This is a genomic window from Candidatus Electronema sp. PJ, from assembly GCF_048287395.1.
Classification (GTDB): Bacteria; Desulfobacterota; Desulfobulbia; order Desulfobulbales; family Desulfobulbaceae; genus Electronema.
This window is the reverse complement of sequence record NZ_JBLWEO010000082.1, coordinates 41,387-63,905: the sequence shown is the minus strand read 5'-3', so window position 1 is coordinate 63,905 and position 22,519 is coordinate 41,387. Positions and strand designations below refer to the sequence as shown.

21 protein-coding genes are annotated in these 22,519 nt (G+C 53.9%); 6 read left to right on the top strand and 15 right to left on the bottom strand.

The window, feature by feature from the left end:
• Positions 1 to 29: 29 nt before the first annotated feature.
• From ACNKIB_RS13295 to ACNKIB_RS13260, 8 genes are all read right to left on the bottom strand, one after another.
• Positions 30 to 3,413 carry a chemotaxis protein CheW gene (locus ACNKIB_RS13295; RefSeq protein WP_417911053.1) on the bottom strand — a complete coding sequence of 1,128 codons (3,384 nt, stop codon included), beginning with the start codon at positions 3,411 to 3,413 and terminating at the stop codon, positions 30 to 32.
• A 90-nt stretch (positions 3,414 to 3,503) separates the two neighbouring features.
• Complete coding sequence (locus tag ACNKIB_RS13290) at positions 3,504 to 4,091, bottom strand: HAMP domain-containing protein (protein WP_417911052.1); 588 nt, start codon at positions 4,089 to 4,091, stop codon at positions 3,504 to 3,506.
• Positions 4,092 to 4,205: 114 nt separating this feature from the next.
• Positions 4,206 to 4,595: a response regulator gene (locus ACNKIB_RS13285; RefSeq protein ID WP_417911051.1), complete on the bottom strand. Its 390-nt coding sequence runs from the start codon at positions 4,593 to 4,595 to the stop codon at positions 4,206 to 4,208.
• Between the two features lie 3 nt (positions 4,596 to 4,598).
• Positions 4,599 to 5,114, bottom strand: coding sequence for a chemotaxis protein CheW (locus ACNKIB_RS13280; RefSeq protein WP_417911050.1), 516 nt, complete (start codon positions 5,112 to 5,114; stop codon positions 4,599 to 4,601).
• A gap of 111 nt (positions 5,115 to 5,225) precedes the next feature.
• Positions 5,226 to 8,423 (bottom strand): methyl-accepting chemotaxis protein, encoded by a 3,198-nt coding sequence (locus ACNKIB_RS13275; protein ID WP_417911049.1) that lies wholly within the window; start codon positions 8,421 to 8,423, stop codon positions 5,226 to 5,228.
• Between the two features lie 485 nt (positions 8,424 to 8,908).
• Complete coding sequence (locus ACNKIB_RS13270; protein ID WP_417911048.1) at positions 8,909 to 9,235, bottom strand: type II toxin-antitoxin system PemK/MazF family toxin; 327 nt, start codon at positions 9,233 to 9,235, stop codon at positions 8,909 to 8,911.
• Positions 9,232 to 9,495 carry an AbrB/MazE/SpoVT family DNA-binding domain-containing protein gene (locus ACNKIB_RS13265; protein ID WP_417911047.1) on the bottom strand — a complete coding sequence of 88 codons (264 nt, stop codon included), beginning with the start codon at positions 9,493 to 9,495 and terminating at the stop codon, positions 9,232 to 9,234. Before ACNKIB_RS13265 ends, ACNKIB_RS13270 begins: the two co-directional genes overlap by 4 nt.
• A gap of 21 nt (positions 9,496 to 9,516) precedes the next feature.
• Complete coding sequence (locus tag ACNKIB_RS13260; protein WP_417911046.1) at positions 9,517 to 11,280, bottom strand: chemotaxis protein CheB; 1,764 nt, start codon at positions 11,278 to 11,280, stop codon at positions 9,517 to 9,519.
• Positions 11,281 to 11,688: 408 nt separating this feature from the next.
• Between ACNKIB_RS13260 and ACNKIB_RS13255 the strand changes: the two genes are divergently transcribed.
• Positions 11,689 to 12,591 carry a phosphate/phosphite/phosphonate ABC transporter substrate-binding protein gene (locus ACNKIB_RS13255; protein WP_417911045.1) on the top strand — a complete coding sequence of 301 codons (903 nt, stop codon included), beginning with the start codon at positions 11,689 to 11,691 and terminating at the stop codon, positions 12,589 to 12,591.
• 36 nt (positions 12,592 to 12,627) lie between these two features.
• Here ACNKIB_RS13255 and rfaE2 read toward each other — a convergent pair whose 3' ends face one another.
• Positions 12,628 to 13,911 carry a D-glycero-beta-D-manno-heptose 1-phosphate adenylyltransferase gene (gene rfaE2 / locus ACNKIB_RS13250; protein ID WP_417911044.1) on the bottom strand — a complete coding sequence of 428 codons (1,284 nt, stop codon included), beginning with the start codon at positions 13,909 to 13,911 and terminating at the stop codon, positions 12,628 to 12,630.
• Here rfaE2 and ACNKIB_RS13245 point away from each other — a divergent pair.
• Positions 13,901 to 14,047 (top strand): hypothetical protein, encoded by a 147-nt coding sequence (locus ACNKIB_RS13245; RefSeq protein ID WP_417911043.1) that lies wholly within the window; start codon positions 13,901 to 13,903, stop codon positions 14,045 to 14,047. The genes rfaE2 and ACNKIB_RS13245 overlap by 11 nt on opposite strands.
• A 231-nt stretch (positions 14,048 to 14,278) precedes the next feature.
• Here the strand turns inward: ACNKIB_RS13245 and ACNKIB_RS13240 are convergent, their stop codons facing one another.
• Positions 14,279 to 14,980 (bottom strand): DVU0298 family protein, encoded by a 702-nt coding sequence (locus ACNKIB_RS13240; RefSeq protein ID WP_417911042.1) that lies wholly within the window; start codon positions 14,978 to 14,980, stop codon positions 14,279 to 14,281.
• The gene (locus ACNKIB_RS13235; protein ID WP_417911041.1) at positions 14,981 to 15,487 is read right to left on the bottom strand and encodes a ferritin; all 507 of its coding nucleotides are present in this window, start codon (positions 15,485 to 15,487) and stop codon (positions 14,981 to 14,983) included.
• A 177-nt stretch (positions 15,488 to 15,664) separates the two neighbouring features.
• On the opposite strand from ACNKIB_RS13235, the gene fabB reads away from it, so the two are divergent.
• Complete coding sequence (gene fabB / locus ACNKIB_RS13230) at positions 15,665 to 16,873, top strand: beta-ketoacyl-ACP synthase I (protein WP_417911040.1); 1,209 nt, start codon at positions 15,665 to 15,667, stop codon at positions 16,871 to 16,873.
• A gap of 5 nt (positions 16,874 to 16,878) precedes the next feature.
• Here fabB and ACNKIB_RS13225 read toward each other — a convergent pair whose 3' ends face one another.
• The 4 genes from ACNKIB_RS13225 to ACNKIB_RS13210 all read right to left on the bottom strand — a co-directional run bounded on the left by ACNKIB_RS13225 (position 16,879) and on the right by ACNKIB_RS13210 (position 19,956).
• On the bottom strand, positions 16,879 to 17,964 hold the full coding sequence (locus ACNKIB_RS13225; protein WP_417911039.1) for a cyclic nucleotide-binding domain-containing protein: 1,086 nt from the start codon (positions 17,962 to 17,964) through the stop codon (positions 16,879 to 16,881).
• Positions 17,965 to 18,003: 39 nt separating this feature from the next.
• On the bottom strand, positions 18,004 to 19,137 hold the full coding sequence (locus ACNKIB_RS13220; protein ID WP_417911038.1) for a cyclic nucleotide-binding domain-containing protein: 1,134 nt from the start codon (positions 19,135 to 19,137) through the stop codon (positions 18,004 to 18,006).
• 36 nt (positions 19,138 to 19,173) lie between these two features.
• On the bottom strand, positions 19,174 to 19,518 hold the full coding sequence (locus ACNKIB_RS13215; RefSeq protein WP_417911037.1) for a hypothetical protein: 345 nt from the start codon (positions 19,516 to 19,518) through the stop codon (positions 19,174 to 19,176).
• Positions 19,519 to 19,674: 156 nt separating this feature from the next.
• A complete protein-coding gene (locus ACNKIB_RS13210) occupies positions 19,675 to 19,956 on the bottom strand; it encodes an FmdB family zinc ribbon protein (protein WP_417911036.1) in 282 nt (93 codons plus the stop codon).
• 599 nt (positions 19,957 to 20,555) lie between these two features.
• Here ACNKIB_RS13210 and ACNKIB_RS13205 point away from each other — a divergent pair.
• Genes ACNKIB_RS13205 through ACNKIB_RS13195 form a run of 3 tightly spaced genes read left to right on the top strand, consistent with a single transcriptional unit; the run spans position 20,556 to position 22,519 of the window.
• Entirely contained in the window at positions 20,556 to 20,996 is a 441-nt protein-coding gene (locus tag ACNKIB_RS13205; RefSeq protein ID WP_417911035.1) for a MucR family transcriptional regulator, read from the top strand.
• 22 nt (positions 20,997 to 21,018) lie between these two features.
• Positions 21,019 to 21,807 carry a glutamate racemase gene (gene murI / locus ACNKIB_RS13200; protein WP_417911034.1) on the top strand — a complete coding sequence of 263 codons (789 nt, stop codon included), beginning with the start codon at positions 21,019 to 21,021 and terminating at the stop codon, positions 21,805 to 21,807.
• Complete coding sequence (locus ACNKIB_RS13195) at positions 21,800 to 22,519, top strand: LolA family protein (RefSeq protein WP_417911033.1); 720 nt, start codon at positions 21,800 to 21,802, stop codon at positions 22,517 to 22,519. Before murI ends, ACNKIB_RS13195 begins: the two co-directional genes overlap by 8 nt.

The following is a 22,519-nucleotide window of genomic DNA, read 5'->3' as shown; positions in this document are numbered from 1 at the left end:
TGCCCCTTTTCCCTCTTCCTTTGCCACGCTCAGTGGACAACCTGCGGCTGCTCTTCCTCTGTACCGCGCCGCCGTTTCCGCTTGAAGCTCAAGGTCCGTCGAGCCTGCTTTTCAGCCTGATCTTCCCCTGCGATCTTGACCAACTCTGGAATATCGAGAATCAACGAGATACCTCCGTCGCCGAGGATGGTGGCTCCGCCAAAGCCACTACCTGCCCGTAGATAGTCGGCCAAGGGTTTGATAACGACCTCCTCCTGGCCAAGCAGCTCATCAACCACCAGTCCTACCTCCTGAGTGCCGGTACTGACCACGACCACGAACATCTTTTCCTCGTCCTCCATTGAGCGGTCGATGCTGTAAATTTTTGCCAGCCGGAAGATAGGCATGGTGGTATCGCGAATGTAGATGACATCTACGCCCTCAATCTGGGAGATATCATGACGGAAGATGCGCAGGGTTTCCTCCACCGAAGTTAACGGAATGGTGAATTTCTCTTTGCCTACCCGCACCATCAAAGCCTGAATAATGGCCATCGTCAATGGAATCTTGATCCGCATCCGAGTGCCTTGCCCTACTTTCGAGCTAATCTCAATCATGCCGTTCAGGCGTTCGACATTCTTGCGCACCACGTCCATGCCCACGCCACGGCCTGAAGTCTCGGTGGTTTTTTCGGCGGTACTAAAGCCCGGCTCCATAATAATGCGGATAATGTCCTCCTCGGACATCCGGTCTAGCTCCTCTTTATCGAACAGATCCTTTTCCAACGCCTTGGCCCGGATGCGCTTGGGATCAATGCCCCTGCCGTCATCAGTGATCTCCACCACGATATGGTCGCTCTCATGGTAGGCTTCCAAGGTGAGTGAACCCTGCGGCACTTTGCCAAGACGTTTTCGCTCTGAGATGGTCTCAATGCCGTGATCAACCGCATTGCGGATGATGTGGATGAGCGGGTCAGAGATGGATTCAATAACCATCTTGTCCAGCTCGGTCTCCTCGCCTTTGGTGATCAGACGGATATCTTTGTCAGTGCGATGCGTTAGGTCACGCACTAAGCGGGGATAGCGTTTGAAGAGCTGATCAATCGGCAGCATCCTGATCTTCATCACGCCTTCTTGCAGCTCGTTGGAAACGCGGCCCAGATGTACGCCTGCCTCGCTCAGGCGGAAGGCGAACTCGTGCAGCGGCTTCATCTCTGCCTTGGTCAGCTTGGCCCGCTCCTGAAGAAGAAGCTGGAGGCCGCGCATCTCGTTGACCAGCTGGGCAAAATAAGCGCGGCTGACGACCAGCTCTCCGACCTGATTCATCAGATAGTCGATCTTTTCCGCATCCACCCGGATGCTGCTGCGGGCGGCGGGCTTTTTTACCTCGGTCTTTCTTGGCGCGTCAGTATCCTCATCCTCAGCAATTTCCTGCGAAGGCTCTTCCTCGGTGATAGGCAGCGATTCTGCCGCGTTCTGCATCTCTATAGGTGAAGGCTGAGGCTCGGCAGACCACTCTGGCTCTACTGCGGCGATGACTACGGGTTTTTCCGCATAGCTTTTCTTCTCAGAGGCCGCAACAAACGCAGGCTTGGGCGGTTCCTCATCTAGGGTGACTTCAGTTTTTTCCGCCTCCGGCTTGTCCATGATCCTTTCGATCACATTGTCCATCTGATACTCAGCAGCATCATCCTGCGGGGACATGGACAATTCAAGCGCATTGCTGAGGCGAGTAAACAACTCACTGTCATCTACTTTTTCCTCCACTTCGACAGTGGCGGTTGGCAGCGGTGGTTCTGGCGCGGCCTCCTTGATAATCAGGGCCGTAGGCTTTGGCAACGCGGTTGTTTTTTTCTCCTCAACGACAGACGGCGGACTCAAGAAGGATTCAATAATGTCTGCCGCGCCATCAAATTCCGCTGCATCGGCAGCAGCAGTAACTGCCGCAGGCGCAGAGGGCTGCGGTGGAGCCTGAGTCTGTCCCGCTTCCACCTCAACGGCTTGAGGATAAATTTTGACTATTTCCTCCATAAAACGGCGCAGAGCACTATCGGCATCCGGGCTACGGCCAGCAACCAGCGCATCAGCATGTTCTTGGAGTACCTGCTGCCATTCTCGACAGAAGGCGGCCAGACTGTGATACTCCATGTAGTTGGCCGAAGAGGCCAGCCGTGCCACTGCCTCGCGGCAGCGTTCAAGCACCTCCTTTTTATCAGCGGCGACAGACATCTCTTCGGCCTGCTCGCGCAAGAACCGCATATCGGTCTGGAGTTTTTTTAGGAAGATGGCGACCAGCTCCTGGTCGTACTCATCCTCAGACAACTCATATTCGAGCTGGAGCGACTTCTTCCGCTCCGGTGCGGCAAAGGTTGCTGCTGCAACTAGCTGCGGCTTTTCTTCTTCCTCTGGTTCCTCATCGTCCTCGTCAACAGCAGCCGAACCCTGGGCAGCCACTGGTCCGTCTTCCTCCTCGTCATCATCGGAGAAAATGTCGTTCAGCACATCGTCCAGATCATTGACCTGGGTCGTCTCTTTTCGCTTCTCCTCCTCATGCGGCCCAGCGGAGAAGATGTCATCCAACACGGCGGCATTGGATTTCTGTTTTTTCGCTACCTGCGCCGCGTCCTCTTGGGAGTAGCCTTCCATCGCCTGAGGAAAGGAGCGGATGATCTCGTCGATGTAATTCTGCATGAAGCCGAGATTTGGCATCTTGCCTGCTGAGAGCTGCTCGACAGCAGTGCTAATCTCTTTCTGCCAGTCAGTGTAATGCTTGGTCAGCTTCTCGTACCCCATGTAGTTGGCCGAGGATTTCAGGCTTTTGATCGAGTCGCTGCACCGGTAAAGCACGTCCTGCTTGTCAACCGAGATGGACAACTCGACCGTCTGGGCGTAAAGGAACGGAATGTTTTCTTTAAGTTGCTGAAGGAAGATACTGTACAGCTCCTCGTCATACTCTTCCGTCATGCTCTCTTCGGCCAGACTGCCTTTGCGCGGTTCCTCATAGGGCTGCGGCACTTCGGTCTGGGGCGGAGCAGCACTTTCCTCGCCGCCACCTTCAACGATATTTTTTATCCGGGCCAGTAGATCATCAACCTCGGATTCCTCAGCTTGCGAACGCTCCAGCTCCTCGACCAGCAGAGCGAGACGATCCTTGCCCTCGATGAGCAAGTCAGTAACTGCTGGCGTGAGCGGCTGACTGCCCTTACGGATGAGGTCAAGCAGGTTCTCTAATTTATGGGACAGCCCGGCTACTCGGTCAATGCCAACGAACTGGGCTGCACCTTTGATGGTATGGACGGCACGAAACAGCTCGTCCATGACCTCCCTGTTCTCTTTGCCCTTGCCCTGCTCCAGTTTAAGCAGGCTGTTCTCTAATTCTTCAAGATGTTCCGCCGCTTCAACGATGAAATCCGGCAGCATGGATGTATCTATCATATTGCTCACCCTGGCGCAGTCTGATCAAGCAGGCTGTCAAGTTGTTGCAGCTTTTCCGGCCCTTCCGCCGGACATGTTCCCTTGTTTCGTTCAGGCGGTCGGATACTTGCAGGCAGCTCCCCCGCCGCAGCAACGTCCGTTTTTGCCGCAGTCTGATTCGGCCAGCATCCGCTCGTGCTCCAGTCTGATTTCAAAATAGCTGAACGACGTGACAATGTCCTTCAGACTCTCATTTTCTTCCCGCATTTTCTCAATATCCTCGCTGAGTCCAGAGTCAGGCAGCGCGTTCACCTGCTCCGCGACCCGCTCCAGGATCTCACGGCTCTCCTGGCTGTGGTTCCAGACAAAAAGGAGTACCTCTTGCATGTTGACCGCCAGATCGTTGATGGTCTCGCCCAGCCGTCCGATCTCGTCAGCCCTGCTGATCCGGTTGAGATGGTCAAAATGACCGTCGGTCATCTGCCGGGTGGCGACCTGGACATCCGTCAGTGGTTTCAGCACCTGCGCCTGAAAGATAAACCAAGCAGCAATCTGGGCGCAGAGCAACAAACCCAGCACGGTAAGAGCGGCGACCGACGACAGCCCCTTGCCGCCTCCGCACATAACCAAGGCGATGGCAAGTAGGGTGAGGAGAACGGTCAGAGCAAAGAAAGACAAGGCCTTGCTTTTTAGGCTCATGCCTTCCGCTTCCTGGGACGAGGTTGACATAGGCGACAAATCCGTGTTGAAGATATTCTGTGCGGCAATGCCCGCATTACCGGACTGCTCCCCGAGGACATAGCCGCCGCACGGTCAGACGGCGGAATCCTGGCCTTCGTCCTGCTGCTTTTCCTCCTCCTCGATCATATCCAGAATCTCCTTGGCCTTGTGCTTGCTGGCAAAGCCGCGCGCACCGAGCTTCTCCACCTCGGCCCGATACACTTCCTCATCGAGGTTGGAGAGAAAGATAATATGGGCGGACTTGTCGTAGCGCAGGATCTCCTTGGCCGCAGCCAGCCCGTCCATATCGCGCATGGTAATGTCCATGGTGACGATGTCGGGCTTCAGCTCCTTGTACAGCTCGATGGCCTCAAGGCCGTTCTTGGCCTGCCCCACTACGATGTGTCCCGGCGGCTGAAGCAGCTTGACGATCATCTTGCGCATCATAGAGGAGTCATCGACAACCAGAACCCGTTTACTCATCTGTTATTCTCCGCTGATTGAACTGAGCTGCTTCAGCTCATCCGCCATCAGGATACGGTTGAAGTCAAGCAGGATGAGCAAGGTACCACCGATATCGCAAACCCCTTTGATATAGCGGTTGGCCAGTCCGGCCATAACCACGTCTGGCGGCGGCTCAATGGTGCTTTCCATAATTTTAAGAACTTTGGTAACTGAATCGACGATGAAGCCAGTGACGCGGCCTCCAATATCGAGGATCAGGATCCAGGCATCTTTGGCAGCACTTTCTTTCCGATACAAGTTCAGGCGCTTGCGCAGCTCGATGACTGGAATGATGTTGCCGCGCAGGTTGATGACTCCTTCGATGAAGTCTGGCGAGTTAGGCACGGAGGTGATCGGTGCCGAGCGAATAATCTCCTGCACCATGAGTATGTCCACGCCGAACTGCTCCTTGCCGATGGTGAAGCCGACCAGCTGCATGAGCTGCTCTTTTTCTTCCTGGCTAGCGAACCTCCTTTCGGCTGCAAATCCTTCTGCCATGAATGGTCTCCTTGTTGCGCGCGGTCTCCCGCGTTGTCATTGAAAGCGGACTGCTCTGCGTCTGCCAGAGAGCACAGACGCAGAGCAGCGGACAGGAGGCTGTCCGGCGGATTACAGCTTGAACTGCTCAACCTGCTCCCGCAGCCTTGCGGAAGCGGCGGTCAACTCGTTGGTGATCGACACAACCGTACCAGCTCCCTCCACGGTCTTCTTCGCGCCTTCAAAGGACTGTTGGGCGATCTTGACCGCGTTCTGGGAACGCTGGCCCTGGGCAGCAACCAGCTCGTTGAGTACTTCAGTACGGCGCACAATCTCGCGCATCTCGCCGTCGATGGTGGTCGAACCAGCGGTAGCTTCGGCAACCAGGGCACTGATGATCTGAGACTGCTGAACCATGGACGCGAGGGCATCCTCCGCAGCTTTACGGCGGACACCCTGCTCACCGGCCATTGTCGCGATCTGCTGGGCCAGTTTGTTCAGCTCTTGAACTAGGTGCTGGACGCTCTGGATGTCTTTCTCGACAACCTGGGCAACCGACGCGATTTCCTCAATCGACTTCATGTTGTTACGACCGCTCGCGTCAATCAACGCGAGCGCGCTCTGGAGCTGCTCGGAGTACCGCGCACCCTCGTCCACTTTGGCGGTGGAGTCTTTGATCAGCTGGGTGATCTCCTTAGCAGCTTCAGAGGAACGCTGGGCCAGCTTACCAACCTCGTCGGCAACGACCGCGAAACCTTTACCGTGCGCACCGGCACGGGCAGCCTCGATTGCGGCGTTCAGAGCCAGCAAGTTGGTCTGTTCCGCGATTTCGGTGATAACGCTGATGATTTCCGAGATCTGGCCTGAAGACTCAGCAATGGCGCGCATACCGGCAACCGTGTTCTCAACAGCGGTACGACCGGCGTTAGCAGCCTTCAGAGATTCTTGACCTTGCTGGGTGGCGTTGCTGATCGCCTGACCCATGTTCCGTACAGCGGCGGTGATCTCGTTCATCGAGGCCGTCACCTGCATAACCATCTTACCTTGTTCGTTCGACGTGGCCACAACCATTGCACCGGTCTGACCCATGTCGCCTACGCGGTTGGTAACGGTTTCAGCTTCTTTTGATTGCTTGATAACCGCGCTACTAACCGTGTTCATCGACTGGAGCAGCTCGGCAATGGTACGCTGGGATTTCAGAGCGGAGTCCTGCTGGGCTTTTGCGCCCTCAGCGACCTGACCAGCGGTCGCACCCATGGTCTCCAGCAGCTCCTGGGTCTTTTCTGACTGCTTTACCTCGATCTCAGCACGGTCACGGTTCGCAGAAGCGCGGCCTGCCACGTCTTTCGCGTTGGTCGCAACCTTCTGGGAAACCTGCTCAACCTCTTTAAACGATCTGTTTAACTCGACGAGCATCGAGTTAAACTCGGCGGCCATCTGTCCTACCTCATCACCCGAAGCAACCGGCACGTTCAGGGTTAGATCCCGCTCCGAAGCAACCTGGCGGACAACCTCGGCGATGGATACAATCGGTTTCGCGAACACACCTCCGACGATCCAGGCCATGATAGCAATGGCGATCAAGATGCCGATACCGATGAGGATAGCGCGGTTACGAATCTCGGTTACAGCGGTAAGAGCCTCAGCACGGTGGATCTTGGAGATCAACACCCATTCAAAATCTGCGCCCAGCTCTTTCTGCAAACCAACCTTAACGCCTGTACCGATGATCACGTTCTGCTTATAGTCGAGAGCTTGGGCAACCAGTACCGCCTTGTCCTCAGCGAAGGTTCTTTTTACCAGCTCGGTTTCCAGCTTGGAGTCCTGATCGAACAGCTTCAAACCAAGACGGGAGTTGGTGCGGGGCAGATAGTCAGCACCTACGAGGAAGGTCTCACCGGTGTCACCGAGACCTGTTTTCTCATCCATCAGGGCCTGGAGAGAGGCGTTAGTGATACGCACCACAACCATGAACTTCAGCTCGCCCTTTTCCATAACCGGGGCACCAAGGAAGGAGACCGGCTTATTCTCATCCGCCGAATACTCGGCGTGGTCAACCATCGCGGCTTCCTTGCGGTCAGCAACCCGGCGGGCTAAACGGGCGATGTTGGTGTCCTTGTATGGACCATTGAACAGGTTGGTGTGATAGGACTTACCTTTTTTAACCGTGTGGAAGACATAGCCGTCCGGGGCAATCAGGTAAATGTCGTAATGGCCGTAGGCTTTCTGGTACTTGCTCAACAGGTCGTCGGTCTCGCCTGCGGCCTGCGGAACCAGTACGTCCGTCAGGGTACCGGTGGTGATCAAACCCCAGTTAACGCCTGGCACAGCAAGGGGCTGGAAGGTGGTCAACTCGAACAGACCCGTCGGGCCGACCTGGAAGAAGTCACCGCTCTGGCCGGAAAGCACCAACTCAGAGTTCTTACCAGGCTTGGCCTCGCCGATTTTACCTTCTTTAACAGTACGGTCAGAAGCCAGCTTAGGATTGTCTTTCGTACCTGTGACCATGAAGGACTCGAACGAAGCAGCCAGACCTTCGCGCTCCTGCACGATGTCGTTGATCTCTTTTGAGGACAGCTGGGTGATGGATACGCCGATTACCTTGTTGTCAGACTTAATCGGGGTGCCGATGAACAGGGCCTGCTGGTTGTTGGAGGGTGCGTAGGGGGCATAGTCCTCCAAGGCAGTCTCTTTCAGGGCCTTGGCGAACACGCGGCCTGCAGCACTGTCTTTCAGCGAGCCTCTTACCACGTTCTGGCCTAAGTCAGACTCCTCGCTCGAGGAGTACACGATATCGCCTTCCAGCGAGACCAACATGGTGTCGTAATAGCCGTACTCTTTAACGTAGTTGGTCAGCATCGGGCCATATTTCTCCTTGTGGCCGTTCCAGATGCTGCCGCCAACCTTTTGCCCTTCCTCATTAAAGGCTGCCGCGAAATCCTGCATGGCACTGACCGTACCCAAGTTACTGGCCAACGCCCTGATATCTGCGAAACGCTTGCCCAGGAAGCGCTCAATAGCTTGCTTCTTGGCCGCCTCGAAGCCTTTCATCTTGTCGAGGGCCTCGGAGTGCAGTGACTGCATGATCTCGGCCAGCATCTGCACGTCGCTGTAACGCTCGCGGACGTAACCGAGTACCTGGTTCTTTTTCAGCTCGCGGATGGACTCGAGCTGGAACTGAGCGCGGTCCTCAAGAGCCTGGGAGGCGTAATACTGGTCAAGCAACGCGTTGGCCAGATAGGGGATAAGACCAACCAGGAGTAGCAGAGCCATCAGCTTCCACCGGAGTCCCCAGCTCTTTTTGTAGGTTTTGACCTCTTGTTTTCTCATTCCCTTTTCCCCTCCTGTCTCTGTTCGGATTCCGGGACTGCGGGTTGGCAAAACCGCCAGCCCGCTGCCTCTTGCCTGCGGTTTCCTGCGGAAACCGGGTTCAGCCACGCTCTAAGGATGATGCCCATGTCTTCACAACCCTCCTGTTGAAAAAAATTACCGCGCTCTTTTGTTTATATGGATATATTTCTTCTTTTGCAACCTTTATCCTGCTGTGCTCTTGATTTTTTTTATATCAGGTCGCGCTTTCCCCGCCACAGGTGAAGCCTACTTTGCCTCGTATCAGGCTTAACATGCGGCAGAGAAGACCAGCTTTACTGCATGTTAGGTTGAATATGGCTCATGTCGGGCCGCACATGCCTCATATACGACCTGCTTTGCCTCATGTCAGGCCTTACCTGGCACATATACGGCCTGACATACGGCATGTGAGACCCGCTTTGCCGCGCATGTCGGGCTTGCTTTGCCTGAGAGTAAGGACACCTCTACTCGCCATACATTTCAGTGATAAGCTGCCGCAGCTGAGAGGCATCCAATTCGGACAGCCGGTCGATTTTCTGTTTCAGTCGGCTTTTGCTGATCGTCCGTATCTGATCGACAGCTATTTCAGCCCGCTTGTCAGCGCACTGAATTTGTAGCCGGGTTCTCCAGGTTGGATGCAGCTTGGAGGTCAGCGGACAGACAACAATTGTTTCGAGATATTTGTTCACTTCATCCAAACTGACCACAACTACAGGTCGCGTCTTGCATATCTCGCTGCCGACAGTCGGGTCGAGATCAGCGCAGTAAATTTCGTACCGTCTGACGTTCAACCGTTTTCCTCCAGCCCGTCTGAGATAACCGAATCAAAATCGCTCCAGTCCTCGCCCTCTTCCGCCATTGCCTTGCACGTGTCAGCCCAAGACAGCTTTTCATCTTTCTGCTTTCTCAGGAGCAAACCCGCAGCTGTTTCTTCCAAGATGAGCGAATCAGCAAAACCATATCGCTGTAAAACCGCTTTCGGTAGCCGGATTCCGAGCGAATTACCCATCGGAACAATTTTAATCTGCTGCGTCTTGATCTGTTTTTCCATAACGCCTTTTCCTTTTCTCTCTCACGCCGACAAAATCCCGTGAATGGTCTCTGGGATATCCGCGTCAGGCAGCACTGCTGCTTCGCGACAATGCGCAGACACGGACCAAGGCATGTCACGATACAGACAGCCTGCTGGATCTTGCACAATACCTGCCCCGCCAACGCGGAGGATCTCTGCCATGCCCTCAGTGCCATCCTCGCCAACACCGGAAAGAATGACCGCAACTGCGTCATCCTGCATCAACTCGGCCACTGAGAAGAACATCATGTTGATTGAGCCGCGCTGGGTGGCAAAAGGCGCGGTGGACAGATGCAAGGCCAAGCCTTCTTCGCGTTCATGTACGGTCAGATATTCTTCGCCGGAAGCGAAATAGCAATAGCCCGGCTCTATCGGGGCATTGTTCACTGCACGCATGATCTTGAGCGGCGAGAACCGATCTAAATATTCGACAAAGGAGTCGAGATGCTTGGAGGGAGCGTAAAACATGACCAGATATGCGGCAGGATGTTCAGAGGAAAGATGCGGGAGGAGTTTGAGCAAGGCCCCATAGCCGCCCTCGGCGGCCCCAATGGCCACGATTTTCTCGCAGCGGGCACCGGTCGGAAATTTAGCCTGCTTGTCTTTGCTCACTGACCGGACATAGCGCACCGCATCCAACTCCACCTCAGCAGCAAGATGCACCTTGCGGGCGATTTCCCTGGTCTGTTCCTGAAGATCCGTGTCTGCATTGCGGGAAGGCTTGGCAACGAAATCTACGGCTCCGTATTTCAGCGCGTCAAAGGTCACTTGCGCGCCGTCCTGGGTCATAGAACTGAGCATAACCGTCGGTGTAGGGGCCTGAATCATCAAATGCTTGATGGTTTTCAGGCCGTCCATCACGGGCATCTCCACGTCCAGGGTAATCACATCCGGCTTGAGCTGAGGAATCAGCTGGAGGGCCTCTTCGCCGTTCTCAGCCTCGCCTACCACTTGGACAAAGGGGTCGTCTTTGAAGATGCTCGCGATTACCTTGCGCATCATCTTGGAATCATCGACTATGAACAGGCTGATTTTCTGTTCCGCAGTTTGGTTGCCGCCATTAATCACGTTCTTCGCTGCCTCCCTTTTCAGCCGTGAGGTCACGCGGATGGTCTCCAGATCATTCGCATTGATGGTGCGCTCCGCTGCAAGCTCCTCGGATTCGATGAGGAAGCCCAGCGGTGGCCAGTCAAAGATTTCTAACGCTGCCTCAGTGCCCTGTTTTTTCTCGCAAGCGGCATTGATCAGCACACCTTTGTCAAAATCAAGCAGACCATGCTTCTTGCTGCCGAAGCGGACGGAAATTCTCGCTGTCCTATGGGCTGCCTCGAAGAAAGCCACGATTTTGGCCACAGAGATGCCTGGTTCGTAGTCGTTCTCATCCAACCGCTGGAGGCTTTCGAGAATCGCGCAGCCAATGACTTCCAAATTTGAGGGTTTAACCAGATAGCGATACACCGAATCCTTGCAGGGGCAATTGGTCACAGCCTTGAGCGAGGGGTGCTCACCGCTGATCATGACAATGCACTGGATGTGGCGGTAGGAGGTGGAGACTAAAGACAGCATCTCCAGGCCGTCAAAACTCCCTGCATGGAGGTTGACCACCAGCACGGCGATCTTTTCCTGCTTCAGATGGAACAGCTCTTCCCCCCGGCTGGTGGCGGTCAGCACCTTGTACTGGCGGAAGTTGTCTAAAACTTCAAAAAGATCGTTAACGAAGAGCAGATCGTCGTCAGCGATGAGGATTTTCGATATATCAGACATGGATGACCGCTCGTCTGATGCTCATAACATTCAAAGGATAAATGAAAAGTTCTGCTTAAGGCTGCTTACTAGCCGGACAAACCATACCACAGGCGGCTTAACTTTCGCCATTACCAAGAATAGCACATTTGGGGGTGAAATCAAAATTTTTCTTTTAACCCCCTGCCTCGCTTGCCGTTTTTCTGTCTTGATGGATTGAGTGCAGCGGATTGCCGCTTGACTCCTCTGGTAAGCGGTAATCCGCCTTGACATTGCTGCTCTATATGCGATAATTCTTTTAATACCTTCAAGTTGAAAGACTCAGTCCAATTTCTTGATGGCGAAATTATATACCACTGTGTTGCGCTCTTGCAAGCAATGACTGCGGAGAAAAGCAGATTCTCCGCTGCAAAAAAGGGGGGAGAGAAAATGAAAGGAAGATTTTTGTTCATAGCTGGTGTTTTTTGGCTTGCATTTGCCGCTTCTTGCCAGGCGGCTGAGGATAAATTTGCTAAGATCACTCTTGGTTTCCTTACCTGGAACGGACCGTTCAAGGGCCAGCAGCAGTGGGAGGCCACTGGCGAGTATCTTGCGAAAAAATTAGAGCGGCCAGTGGAAGTGCTGCCTTTGGAATTCAAGGAGGTACTGCCTGCGGTAGAGGCGGGTAAGGTTGATTTCTTCACTGCTGACCCCTCGATGTTTGCTGCGGCCAAAGTCAACTACGGCGCAGTGGCTGTAGCAACGATGAAGAACGCTGTCACTGGTACTGACCTCATCGGCGGAGTCATTTTTACCACAGCGAACAACAAGAGCATCAATGGGCTGACCAATTTAAAAGGCAAAAAGTTCGGTGCTGTGCGGCGCTGGTCGTTTGCTGGCTGGCAGATGACGGAAAAAGAGTTCCAAGATGCGGGGATTGATGCCTACACCTTTGTGTCAACGCTTCGCTTCTTTGAAACACCCCAGGCCGTGATCAAGGCAGTGCTTGCCAAGCAGGTTGATGCAGGCACGGTGCCCACTGGCTTTCTGGAGCAGGCAGAAGCCAACGGAGAAATCAAAATGGATGATGTCAAAATCTTAGAAAAAAAACACCACCGCGACTTCCCCTATCTCTGTTCGACCGTGCTGTATCCTGGTTTCCCTTTAGCCAAGACCGCCAGCGTGGATAAAAAGCTGGCTGCCCAAGTAACTGCCGCACTCAAGGCCCTGACACCTGAAGACCAGGCACTTAAGGATTCTGGGCTGTTGGGCTGGATTAATCCGCTCGACTATTCAGGCATAGAAATCGTGCGAACACAGCTCAGAGGCGGGGGATACGCAAGCAACAAGTGAGGAAACCATCCTCCAAACCTTTCACGGTGCGTTCTCTCAGCTCGGTTTTTTCTGTGAAGCCAAGGGATACTGCTGGATATTCTCGATGATCGCGCTGGTGGAGCAGTTGCGGCGGAAAGCTATCCGCTGCACCTCGCCGCCAGCGGCCTTCACTTCCACTGCGCCGACAATCTGCTCTTCCGACCAGTCCGCGCCTTTAACCAGCACATCCGGCAACAGGGCGGTGATCAACTTGAGCGGGGTTTCTTCGGCAAAGACAACGACAAAATCCACGCAGCCCAGGGCCGCCAACACCCTTGCTCGCTCTTGCTCGCAGTTTACAGGGCGAGAAGGCCCTTTCAATTGCCGTACTGAGCTGTCCGCATTCAGGCCAACCACCAGGCAATCGCCGCAAGCGCGGGCCTGCTCCAAATAATCGACATGCCCAGCGTGCAGCAGGTCAAAGCAGCCGTTGGTAAAGACGATTTTGCTCTTTTGTTGTCGGATCAAGGCCAGCCGCTCTTGCAAGGTCTCCAAATCAACGATCTTGCTTGCATCGCGACGTAACCAAGGCTGCTCGCCGCCCGTGCAGAAGCGGTTGCGCACGGCCTCCAAATCTTCCTCATTGAGCGCAGACTGAATGCACGCGGTCTCCTCCCCGGTTTCGGCCAAAATCCGCCCGGTCGGATCAACGATCAGCGAATGTCCGGCCAACTTGCCTTCCTTGACCAGGCCGCAACCATTGCAGGCCACCACAAAGGCCTGATTCTCCACCGCCCTGGCCTGCACGAGCAGCCGCCAGTGATCAAGCCGCAGCAGCGGCCATTGCGCGGCAATCGCAATCAGCTTGCTGCCCGCAAAGACCTGTTGGCGGCAAAGCTCCGGGAAACGGAGATCATAGCAGATCAGCCCGCCGAGCAGTCCAAAAGGTGTGTTGATTGGCAGCGGTTCTTGCCCAGCTTGCAGATACTGCTCTTCTTGCCAGAAACGGAACAGATGCTGCTTCTGATATTTGCCAAGCACACCCTCTGGCCCGACCAGAAAAAGGGTGTTATACGGTTTGCCGCCTGCTTGTGGTTCGAGCAAAGAGCCTGCAAACCAGAGGCCATGTTCCGCTGCCTCGCGCTGAAGCAGTTTCAGAATGGTTGGAGTTTGCTCGGCAAAAAACGCAGCCTGGGGCAAAGCAAAACCAGAGGCCCAGAGTTCCGGTAGCACTACCAGGGTATTCTTTGGCAACTGTGCAGTAGCCAACAGAGCCTGGAACCGCTGCAAATTGATCTCGATCTCACCCGGACAAACTTCAATTTGGAGGCAGGCAGCAAAGGGAAACATGTTATTCATCAATGTTGGCGAGCAAGCACGCCTCTTCTGCGATATTGGGCAGCTTCCGCAGTGCTTGGCAGAGGAGTCCGGCTCGTTTATCAAGGAGTTTGGCTCGGCAACAGAGGAGTTCTGCCGACTAGGAAAGGAGTTGTAGTCGGCAACAAAGGAGTTTGGCCAAGCCAGACTCCTTTGCGGCTTAACAGGAAAGGAGTTCTGCCGAGCTAAACTCCTTTCCTAGTCGGCAGAACTCCTCTGCAAGTCGGCAAAACTCCTTTCTGGCCAAACAGAACTCCTTTGTTGCCGACTACAACTCCTTTCTTGCCGAGCCAAACTCCTTTGCCAGCGAGCAAGAAAGCAGTCCTGTCCACAAATTTTCGCCAAGAAATCACTGCAAATTGGCTACAGCTTGGCTCGCCAGTTCCCCTACCGTGACGGTGTTGAGACAGCCTTGGTCATACACACGCAAGGTTGCCTGATCTGCGGTTAATTGGCGCAATTTTTCGAGGCAGGGGCAGCTGCCCAGCAAGCCTATTGCCCTGGCTGCCAAGCCGCGCACTGTCGCGTCCGGCGAATCTAAATACTGCGGCAGATCATCGGCCATGCCTTTGGCCAAAACTAAGTCCTGCTGGCCTTGCGCCAACCGCCCAGCCGCCCAAAGCAGGCCGCGTTGCAGGGCTTCGTGCTCCAAGAAATTACCATCCTGATGCGCTTCTTCGCCATCGGGCCGCATGTAGGAAAGCAGCATGTGGACATACTCCTCGGCAAGGCCGTGATGCTGGCAGAGGATTTCTGCCAAGGCCTCGGGCGCACCCCAACCAATGCCGCCCGACTCCTCATTCAGGCTCCAGAGTAAGCGACGGATGATAATCCGCGCTTCTTCCCTGTCTTGCTCGGCCAACTGGCTGACTGTCCAGCCCATAGCTGCGATGGCGTGCCAGCGCAGCTGTTCTTCGCTCCGGCAGATCGCGGCAAACAGGGTGTTAACGACTTCTTTGGCGGCAAATTTGGCCAGGGCCTGCTGCATCTCCGCCAGATTGTCGTTGTGCAGCAGATCAAGGATCTGTTGCTTATCTTTGCGGGCACTCATTTACGGCGCAGGCGGGACAAAAACCCGCTTTCCCAGCTCGGCATCCAGCATAAACAGGCCAGAAGAATCGCTGCGGATCAGGCGCAGCTTGCTGAGGATCTCACTCACGCCTGCCTCTTCCTCAACCTGCTCAGAAACAAACCACTGGAGGAAAATTTTGGTCGCGTGATCCTGCTCGCTCGCCGCAATATCCATCAGATTGTTGATCCGGGCGGTGATGCCCTCTTCGTGCCGAAGTACGTGCGCAAAGGCAGCGAGTGGACTTTCCCAATCTGCATCTGGCTTGGCAATGGCCTCCAACACCACCCGGCCACCCCGGCTGCCAACAAAGTCGTACAGCTTCATGGCATGAAGCAGCTCTTCTTGTACCTGCACGCGCATCCAGGTGGCAAAACCAGATAGGCTGACGGAGTGAAAATACGACTCCATCGAGAGATACAGACAGCTTGAATACAGCTCGGCATTGATCTGACTGTTGAGAGACTCAGCGACTTTGGTTTTCAGCATCTTGGTTCTCCGGGTTGATTCTCCGCGCGTTCCAGGCTCAGGAAGGGAAATGAAACCGATAAGTTTGGCATCTGCTGAGAAATTGATTGTTCTTTCTGAAAAAATCTGCTTTTCTTAGCGTGCGGGCAGATCCCGCGCCTCATTCTTACAAAAAAACACGGAAAACAGCAAGAAGGAATGCGTAGAGCGGTCATCACAGGCATGGGCATCGTCTCGCCACTAGGTAACAACCTGGCAGAAGTACTAGAGTCGTTGCAAAAAGACAAATCCGGGATCCGATACTGGCCGCCCTACGAGGAGATGGGCTTTCGCGCGCGAATTGGTGCGTTTACTCAAATTCGCTGCGAGCAGTTGATTGACAAAAAGAGCCTTCGTTTTATGGGCAAGGCCGCTGCCTATGCGTACATCGCCATGCAACAGGCTATCACTGATAGCGGGCTGCATGAGAACGAGGTTTCCTCGCCTCGTACTGGCCTGATCATCGGTTCTGGCGGCACTTCAGCGGAGAATGTAGTCATTACTGCCGATATCATCCGCAGTAAAGGGCTACGCCGCCTGAGTCCCTTCATGGTACCCCGAACTATGGCCAGTACAGTCTCAGCTGGACTGACCGCGCCATTCAAAATTCTCGGTACCTGCTACTCTCTCTCCTCTGCCTGCGCCACTGGTGCGCATTGCATTGGCGCAGCCTTCGAGCAGATTCTCCTTGGCAAGCAGGATATCGTCTTTGCCGGCGGCAGCGACGAGGAACATTGGACGCAGACAGCGATGTTTGACGCGATGGGCGCGCTGTCCACCGGTTTTAACGACCGGCCCGAACAGGCCTCCCGCCCCTGGGACAAGAATAGGGACGGTTTTGTCGTGGCCAACGGTGCTGGCGTGGTTGTGGTGGAAGAGCTGGAACATGCTCGCCAGCGGGGAGCACAAATTTATGCGGAACTCATTGGTTATGGAGCTACTGCCGATGGTTTTGACATGGTTTTCCCTTCAGGTGAAGGAGCGGCCCGTTGTATGCAAATGGCTTTAACTATGGCTGACTGTCCGGTTGATTATATCAATGCGCATGGCACTTCAACTCCTGTTGGTGACATGATAGAGCTGCGGGCAGTGCGACAAGCCTTTGGCACTGCGAGACCACCGATAAGTTCGACCAAATCCTTGTCAGGTCATTCGTTAGGCGCAGCAGGGGTGCATGAAACGATCTATAGTCTGCTGATGCTGAAACACGGCTTCATCACTGCCACGGCTAACCTTGACAACTTGGAGCCAGAAGCCGAACAGATGAATATTATCCGGGAAACCAGGTCAGCCAGCCTGCAAACTGTGATGTCAAACAGCTACGGCTTTGGCGGCACCAATGCCTGCTTGATCTTCCGCAGGCTTTAAAAGACTTACTCCTCGCCGATGTCTTGTTCCTCGTCAATGCGTTGCAATCCTTCCATGACTAGACCCATGAAACCGCCGAGCACCTGCAATTTCTTCTCCTCCACGGTCAGTCCTTTGATATAGGTAAAGCGGCCATTTTGTTGCACGAGAAGATCGAAGAAGGCATCTTTGCCTTCTAGTCCGCGATAGTTACAGGCGACTATCTCTCCTTCGTTGAACAAGGCTATGCCCTCACCCCCATCCAAGGTAAAGATGACCCGGCCTGACTTACCACCAGAGTTGATCATCTGAAACAAATCCACTGGATTGATTTCAGTCAGATCACCGCTCATGCCAGAGCTGATTTGGCCCGCCCGCAGCGTGTTTTCCTGGGCGCGACTGACTAAGACTCGATAGAAGAAAATCTGCAGGATAGGATACTTGGAAAGAACGTGTTTGAAATCCTTCGCGTTCAGGGTAGCAAGCTGGCAGGCAGTGCGGGAATAGACTGAAGGATAGGTCAGCTCACCGGAAAGCAAGCTCATCTCGCCGAACATGCCACCTGGCCCGATTTCGGCGATGATCTCGCTGTCCTTCCGTACCACGGCCACCTTGCCAGACAGCACCACATAAAAGGCAGTACCCCGCTCTCCTTCCTCAATGATAATTTTGTTCGGCGGATAGCTCTTCATCTTCATCAGAAGAGCCAAGTCCTGAAGGTCAAAATCGCTCAATGGCTCAAACAGGTCCATTTCGCGGAGGATACCAAAAAACTGCGAAATGATCTGCTGTTTCGCGCGCTGTTCTGCTGCCTTGAGCAGATTCATCTGGAGGGTGGAGTAGGCTTTTTCCTTCTTGTACTCGAAGCGGATCAGCCCGGTACAGCCACCGCATTCAAATTTGGCGCGCTGTACCCCTTGGCGGGTGATTCGCTGCTCCAGCGGCCTGGTGTCAGCCAGGACTTTAAGCAGCTCTCGGACTAAGAGCAAGCAGATATGCTTGTCCCTTTCCACAGTGAGGGCGGAATTCTGCACAGCGAACTCCTCTCCCACATTATACAGAGGACAAGAGCATTCTTCAGTCACCACAAAGACAGCGTTGCGGAATTCCATTTACTCAAGTCCTGGAGCACTGCGGAAAATCAGAGAGGGTTATTCGTCTTCGTCCATGTCGAATTCTGGATCTGCTGAAGCCGGATCAGCGGCTGTCCCTCCGCTAGCCTGTTGCTCATCCAAATGCTGGAGGCCTTCCATCAGGAGGCCCATGAAGCCGCCCAGCGGTTGGAGTTTGTGATACTTGCCTGCAAGATGCGTGTTGTAGGAAAAGGAGCCTTTTTTCTTGCCCATCACTGAGAACAAAGCCTCTTTCCCCTCCAGCTCGCCAAAGGAGGCGTAAACGATCTCGCCCTCGTTGAACAGGATGACGGCATGGCCGTCAGGAAAGATGAGATCCACCTTGCCTGACTTGCCGCCAGAGTTGATCAGCTGGAACAACTCCACTGGGCTGATATAGATCAGTTCGCCGCTCATCCCAGAGCTAATTTTGCCGGAACGGGCCATGTTCATCTGTGCCCGGTTCACCAAGAGGCGGTAGAAGAAGATCTGGAGAACTGGATAGCGATTCAGGATGAACTTGAGATCCTTGCCATTGATGGTCCCGAATTTAACTACCGTGCGCGAATAGACCGAACTGCTGGCAGGCTCGCCAGAGAGTAGGCTCATCTCGCCGAAGATTTCGCCCCGACCGATCTCAGCAATCACCTCTTTCTCGCCTTTGATAATCGCCACTTTGCCAGACAGGATGATGTACAGGTGTGTACCTCTAGTGCCTTCGGCGATGATCACTTTATTGGGGTCGAACTGTTTCAGCTTGAGCATGGAAATCAGATCGAGCAGATCGTGGTCTTCTAGCAGCTCGAAAACTTCCATCGTGCGCAGATGTTTAAACAAAGCCTCAACATGCCGTTTGCGGGCCTTTTTGTCCGCAATGCGCAGGAGATTCATCTGGAGCGTAGAAAAGCCCTTCTCCTTTTTGTACTCAAAGCGCATTGAGCCAGTACAGCCCGGGCATTTGAACGAGGCCCGCTGCATGGACATCTGGGTGAAACGCTGTTCACCTGGTTTTTTGATCAGAGCCTTGTGCAGCTCCTGCACTAAGAGCATACAAACCGGCTTCTCAAAATCAGCACTGACAGCTCCATCCTGCACCTGGAGTTCCTCGCCTGTGTTGTAGATGGGGCAGGAATCCTCCGAGGTGACGACAAAAACAGCGTTACGGTAATCCATGCTGGTCGGCCCGGTTTAATAAAAGAAGTAAATTGGTCATGACCGACCAAAAAAAAGATAAATAATGAAGCCAAGGATGGCCGAGGCACCGGCCAGCACCGGCAGAATCTTTTTGATTTGCACATGGCCGTCCACGACTAAGGTCTGCATGTACTCGGTTCCCGACACCCACCAGAGACCAATGAAAATTACAACGATGATCAGCTCGTTGAAGGACTGCTTCCAGATCAAGTAACCGACCAAGGCGACAAAAGGCACCATGAACCACGGGTTGGTGAAGAGACCGGCAAAATCAACATCCTTGATCTGCGTCGGAACATTGGTGCTCTGGAGCCAAGTCACTATTTTGGTGAAAAAACCGTCCGCTGCTGCGCTCGCCATTTTTCCGCTCCTTCTTGGGACATTCCGCCGTTCGGCAGAGCTGCCCCTGCCGCATGATTAATTATAGTTTCAGAGTACCAGCAGAGACAAAAGCCTGTCAATTAAAAAACTTGTCCGCCGCCTGCGATAACCCTTCAGGCGGCGGACATAACGCTGTCAGGAAACTACCGGACAGCTTGCACAACCGCCTCCTTCGCCGCCCCCTGTACAGGCCTGACCTGTCTTGCTTTCCCCGGCCTTAGTCTTGTTGCTACAGCCGCCAGAGCTGTAACCGTCCGCATACCAGCCCCCACCTTTCAGATGAAAAGCACTTGCGGAGACTAGCTTTTTCATCGCACCACCGCACTCAGAGCAGACAGTCAGTGGCGGGTCGCTGATTTTTTGCTGCATTTCAAACACCCTGTCACAGGTTGAACACTTGTACTCGTATACAGGCATTTGTCACCTCGTCATTTAGCATCAACTGATTAGTATCATTGCCGCAATCTGTATTCTACTTTGTTGGCCGACACAGTAATGCTGCTTCGGCGAGCTGTCAACAGCGAAAGAGCGGAACTTCAGGACGAGGGCGTTTAGCCCATTTGCCCGATCATGTCCTGCATGAGCTGACATGGCAGCTTCATCCCCCTGTTTTTTACAGAAATCCATGCGTATCCTTTTCCGTTTCCATGTTATATCTGGTAGGAGAAATTCAAAATATTTTTCTTTTCTGCGTAATACTATTGCCATGAAAAAATAAATCAGATACATTAAACATCATCTGACTGATATATCATCGGCAGCGGATAACAGGCTGGTCACACATGGCCAGATGGTAGCTGTTACAGATTTCATCCTGTCAACGCCAGGAAAACAAAAACTTAGATTAAGACATCTGCGCCACTGCTTTTTTGAGAAAAAAAACAGTGGTTATGAGTAGTACGACAGTCGTCGATTGCTACTATTTTTTGTCTTTTTCCGCGAGCAAGACAGGCTATACGGTACTTCTGTTTTCATCCGCAGCCAGCTCTTAACCATCCATTTACAAGGAGTGCAGCATGAGCAAGACCTTAGTTGAAATGACCGCAGAAATCATCCAATCCCAGATCAGCGGCTCCAACATGAATACGGACGAGATTAAAGCCGCCCTCCATCACACCTATCAGACCCTGAAAGAATTACAGGAAGCTGAGGCCGTGGGTGGAGGTATTGAGGAGAAAGAGGCCGTCCCCTCTGTGGATCCCAAACGCTCAATTCGTAAGAACGAAATCGTCTGCTTAGAGTGCGGCCAGGCCTTTAAGATGCTGACCAAGCATCTGAAGTCCCACAACATGACTGCCCGTGAGTACCGTAAGAAGTACGGTTTCACTAGCCGTCAGTCTCTCTGCGCCAAGGCTCTGTCTGACGAGCGTTCGGCAGCGAGCAAGGAGCGCGGTATCCATCCTAACCTGCGCAAGTCTATCGCGGAACGGGCAGGAAAGAGCAAAAAGAACAAATAGTCGTTGCTCGTTGTTTTTGTCTATGATTGGCATTTTTGACTCCGGGGTCGGCGGGATGACTGTAGCCAAGGCGATTGAGGATATCTGTCCTGATTTGCCGCTACTGTATTTCGGCGACATTGCCCGCAGCCCCTACGGCTCTAAAAGCCCCGAAGTCATCACCGATTGCTGCCGCCGCAACACCGACTTCCTGCTGAGTCAGGGAGCGGCGGCAGTGGTGATCGCCTGCAACTCAGCGGCGGCCACCGCTGCCGAAACCCTGCGGCAGCAGTATTCGGTGCCAATTATTGACGTGGTCGCTGCCACTGTGGAAAAAGCGGCGGCAGTGACTATCAGCGGCAGAATCGGCATCATTGGCACCAGAGCCACCGTGCGTTCGCAGGTTTACGAGCAGCGGCTGGAAGTAGTGCAGCCTGGCTGCAAGATTTTCAGCCAAGCCTGCCCGCTGCTGGTTCCTCTTGTCGAGGAAGATTGGCTCGATCAGCGCGAGACCAAAATGATCCTGCGCCGTTATTTGCAACCGCTGCGCCAGCAGCAAGTTGACACCCTGATTCTTGGCTGTACGCACTATCCCTTACTCGGCAAGTTGATTCAGACTCGGATTGGCAGGCGAGTGCGGCTGATTGACTCTTCAGCAGAAGCAGCCCGGCACCTGAAAGAATTTCTTGATAAACATCCCGATATCGCTTTAAATAGGGCGGAGCGCGGGCGGCAGAGCCGCTTTTTTGTTTCTGACTCCACCGGCCCGGTACAGCAGCTCGCTGATCGCATCTTTGGCCGACCTATTCATTTGGAAAAAGTAGATGTCTAATCTGGCATTCCGCAATTTTTTTATCCTACCCCTCCTGCTTCTTGTTCTGCTGGCCGCCGATTTGCGCGGAGTCAGAGCCGCCTCCGAGACGGGGCTACTCCAGCAGGTCGAAAAAATTCAGCAGCTGTACCGCAGCCAAACCAGCTTCAGCTTCGATTTCCGGCAAATCGTCCGCAGCGGCAGACGCGACCGACACGGCACAGGCAGTAGCGTGTTTTACCGGCCCGGCAACGGCAAGCCGGGCATTATGCGTTGGAATTACACTGAACCGGACAAGCAAATTATTCTTAATGACGGCAAGCAGCTTTCTGTCTATACGGAAAAAGACAAGCAGGTGCTTGTTTCCTCAGCAGCAGAGCTGGAATCTGACATCACCGCCTCGCTTTTTGCAGGCAGCCGCAATCTAACCGATGATTTCAACGTCCAGCCTGCGGAGAGCCGCTTTGCTTCCGGCATTGGTGCGGCTGGCCAGGATGTTCAGATCGTGCAACTTGTGCCCAAAAAGCCGCACGGGCAGATTAAAACGGTGCATGTCTGGTTTGACAACAAGTCCATGATCCGCAAGCTGGTTATGGAAGACCATTTCGACACGCTGACCGAGCTGGTGTTCAACAACATCAAGTTTAACGAGCTGCCTGCCGGTTCTTCCAAGGTCACTGAGGAGCTTGTCCGGCTGAATTTGCCGCCGGGAACGGAAATTGTGAAGCAGTAA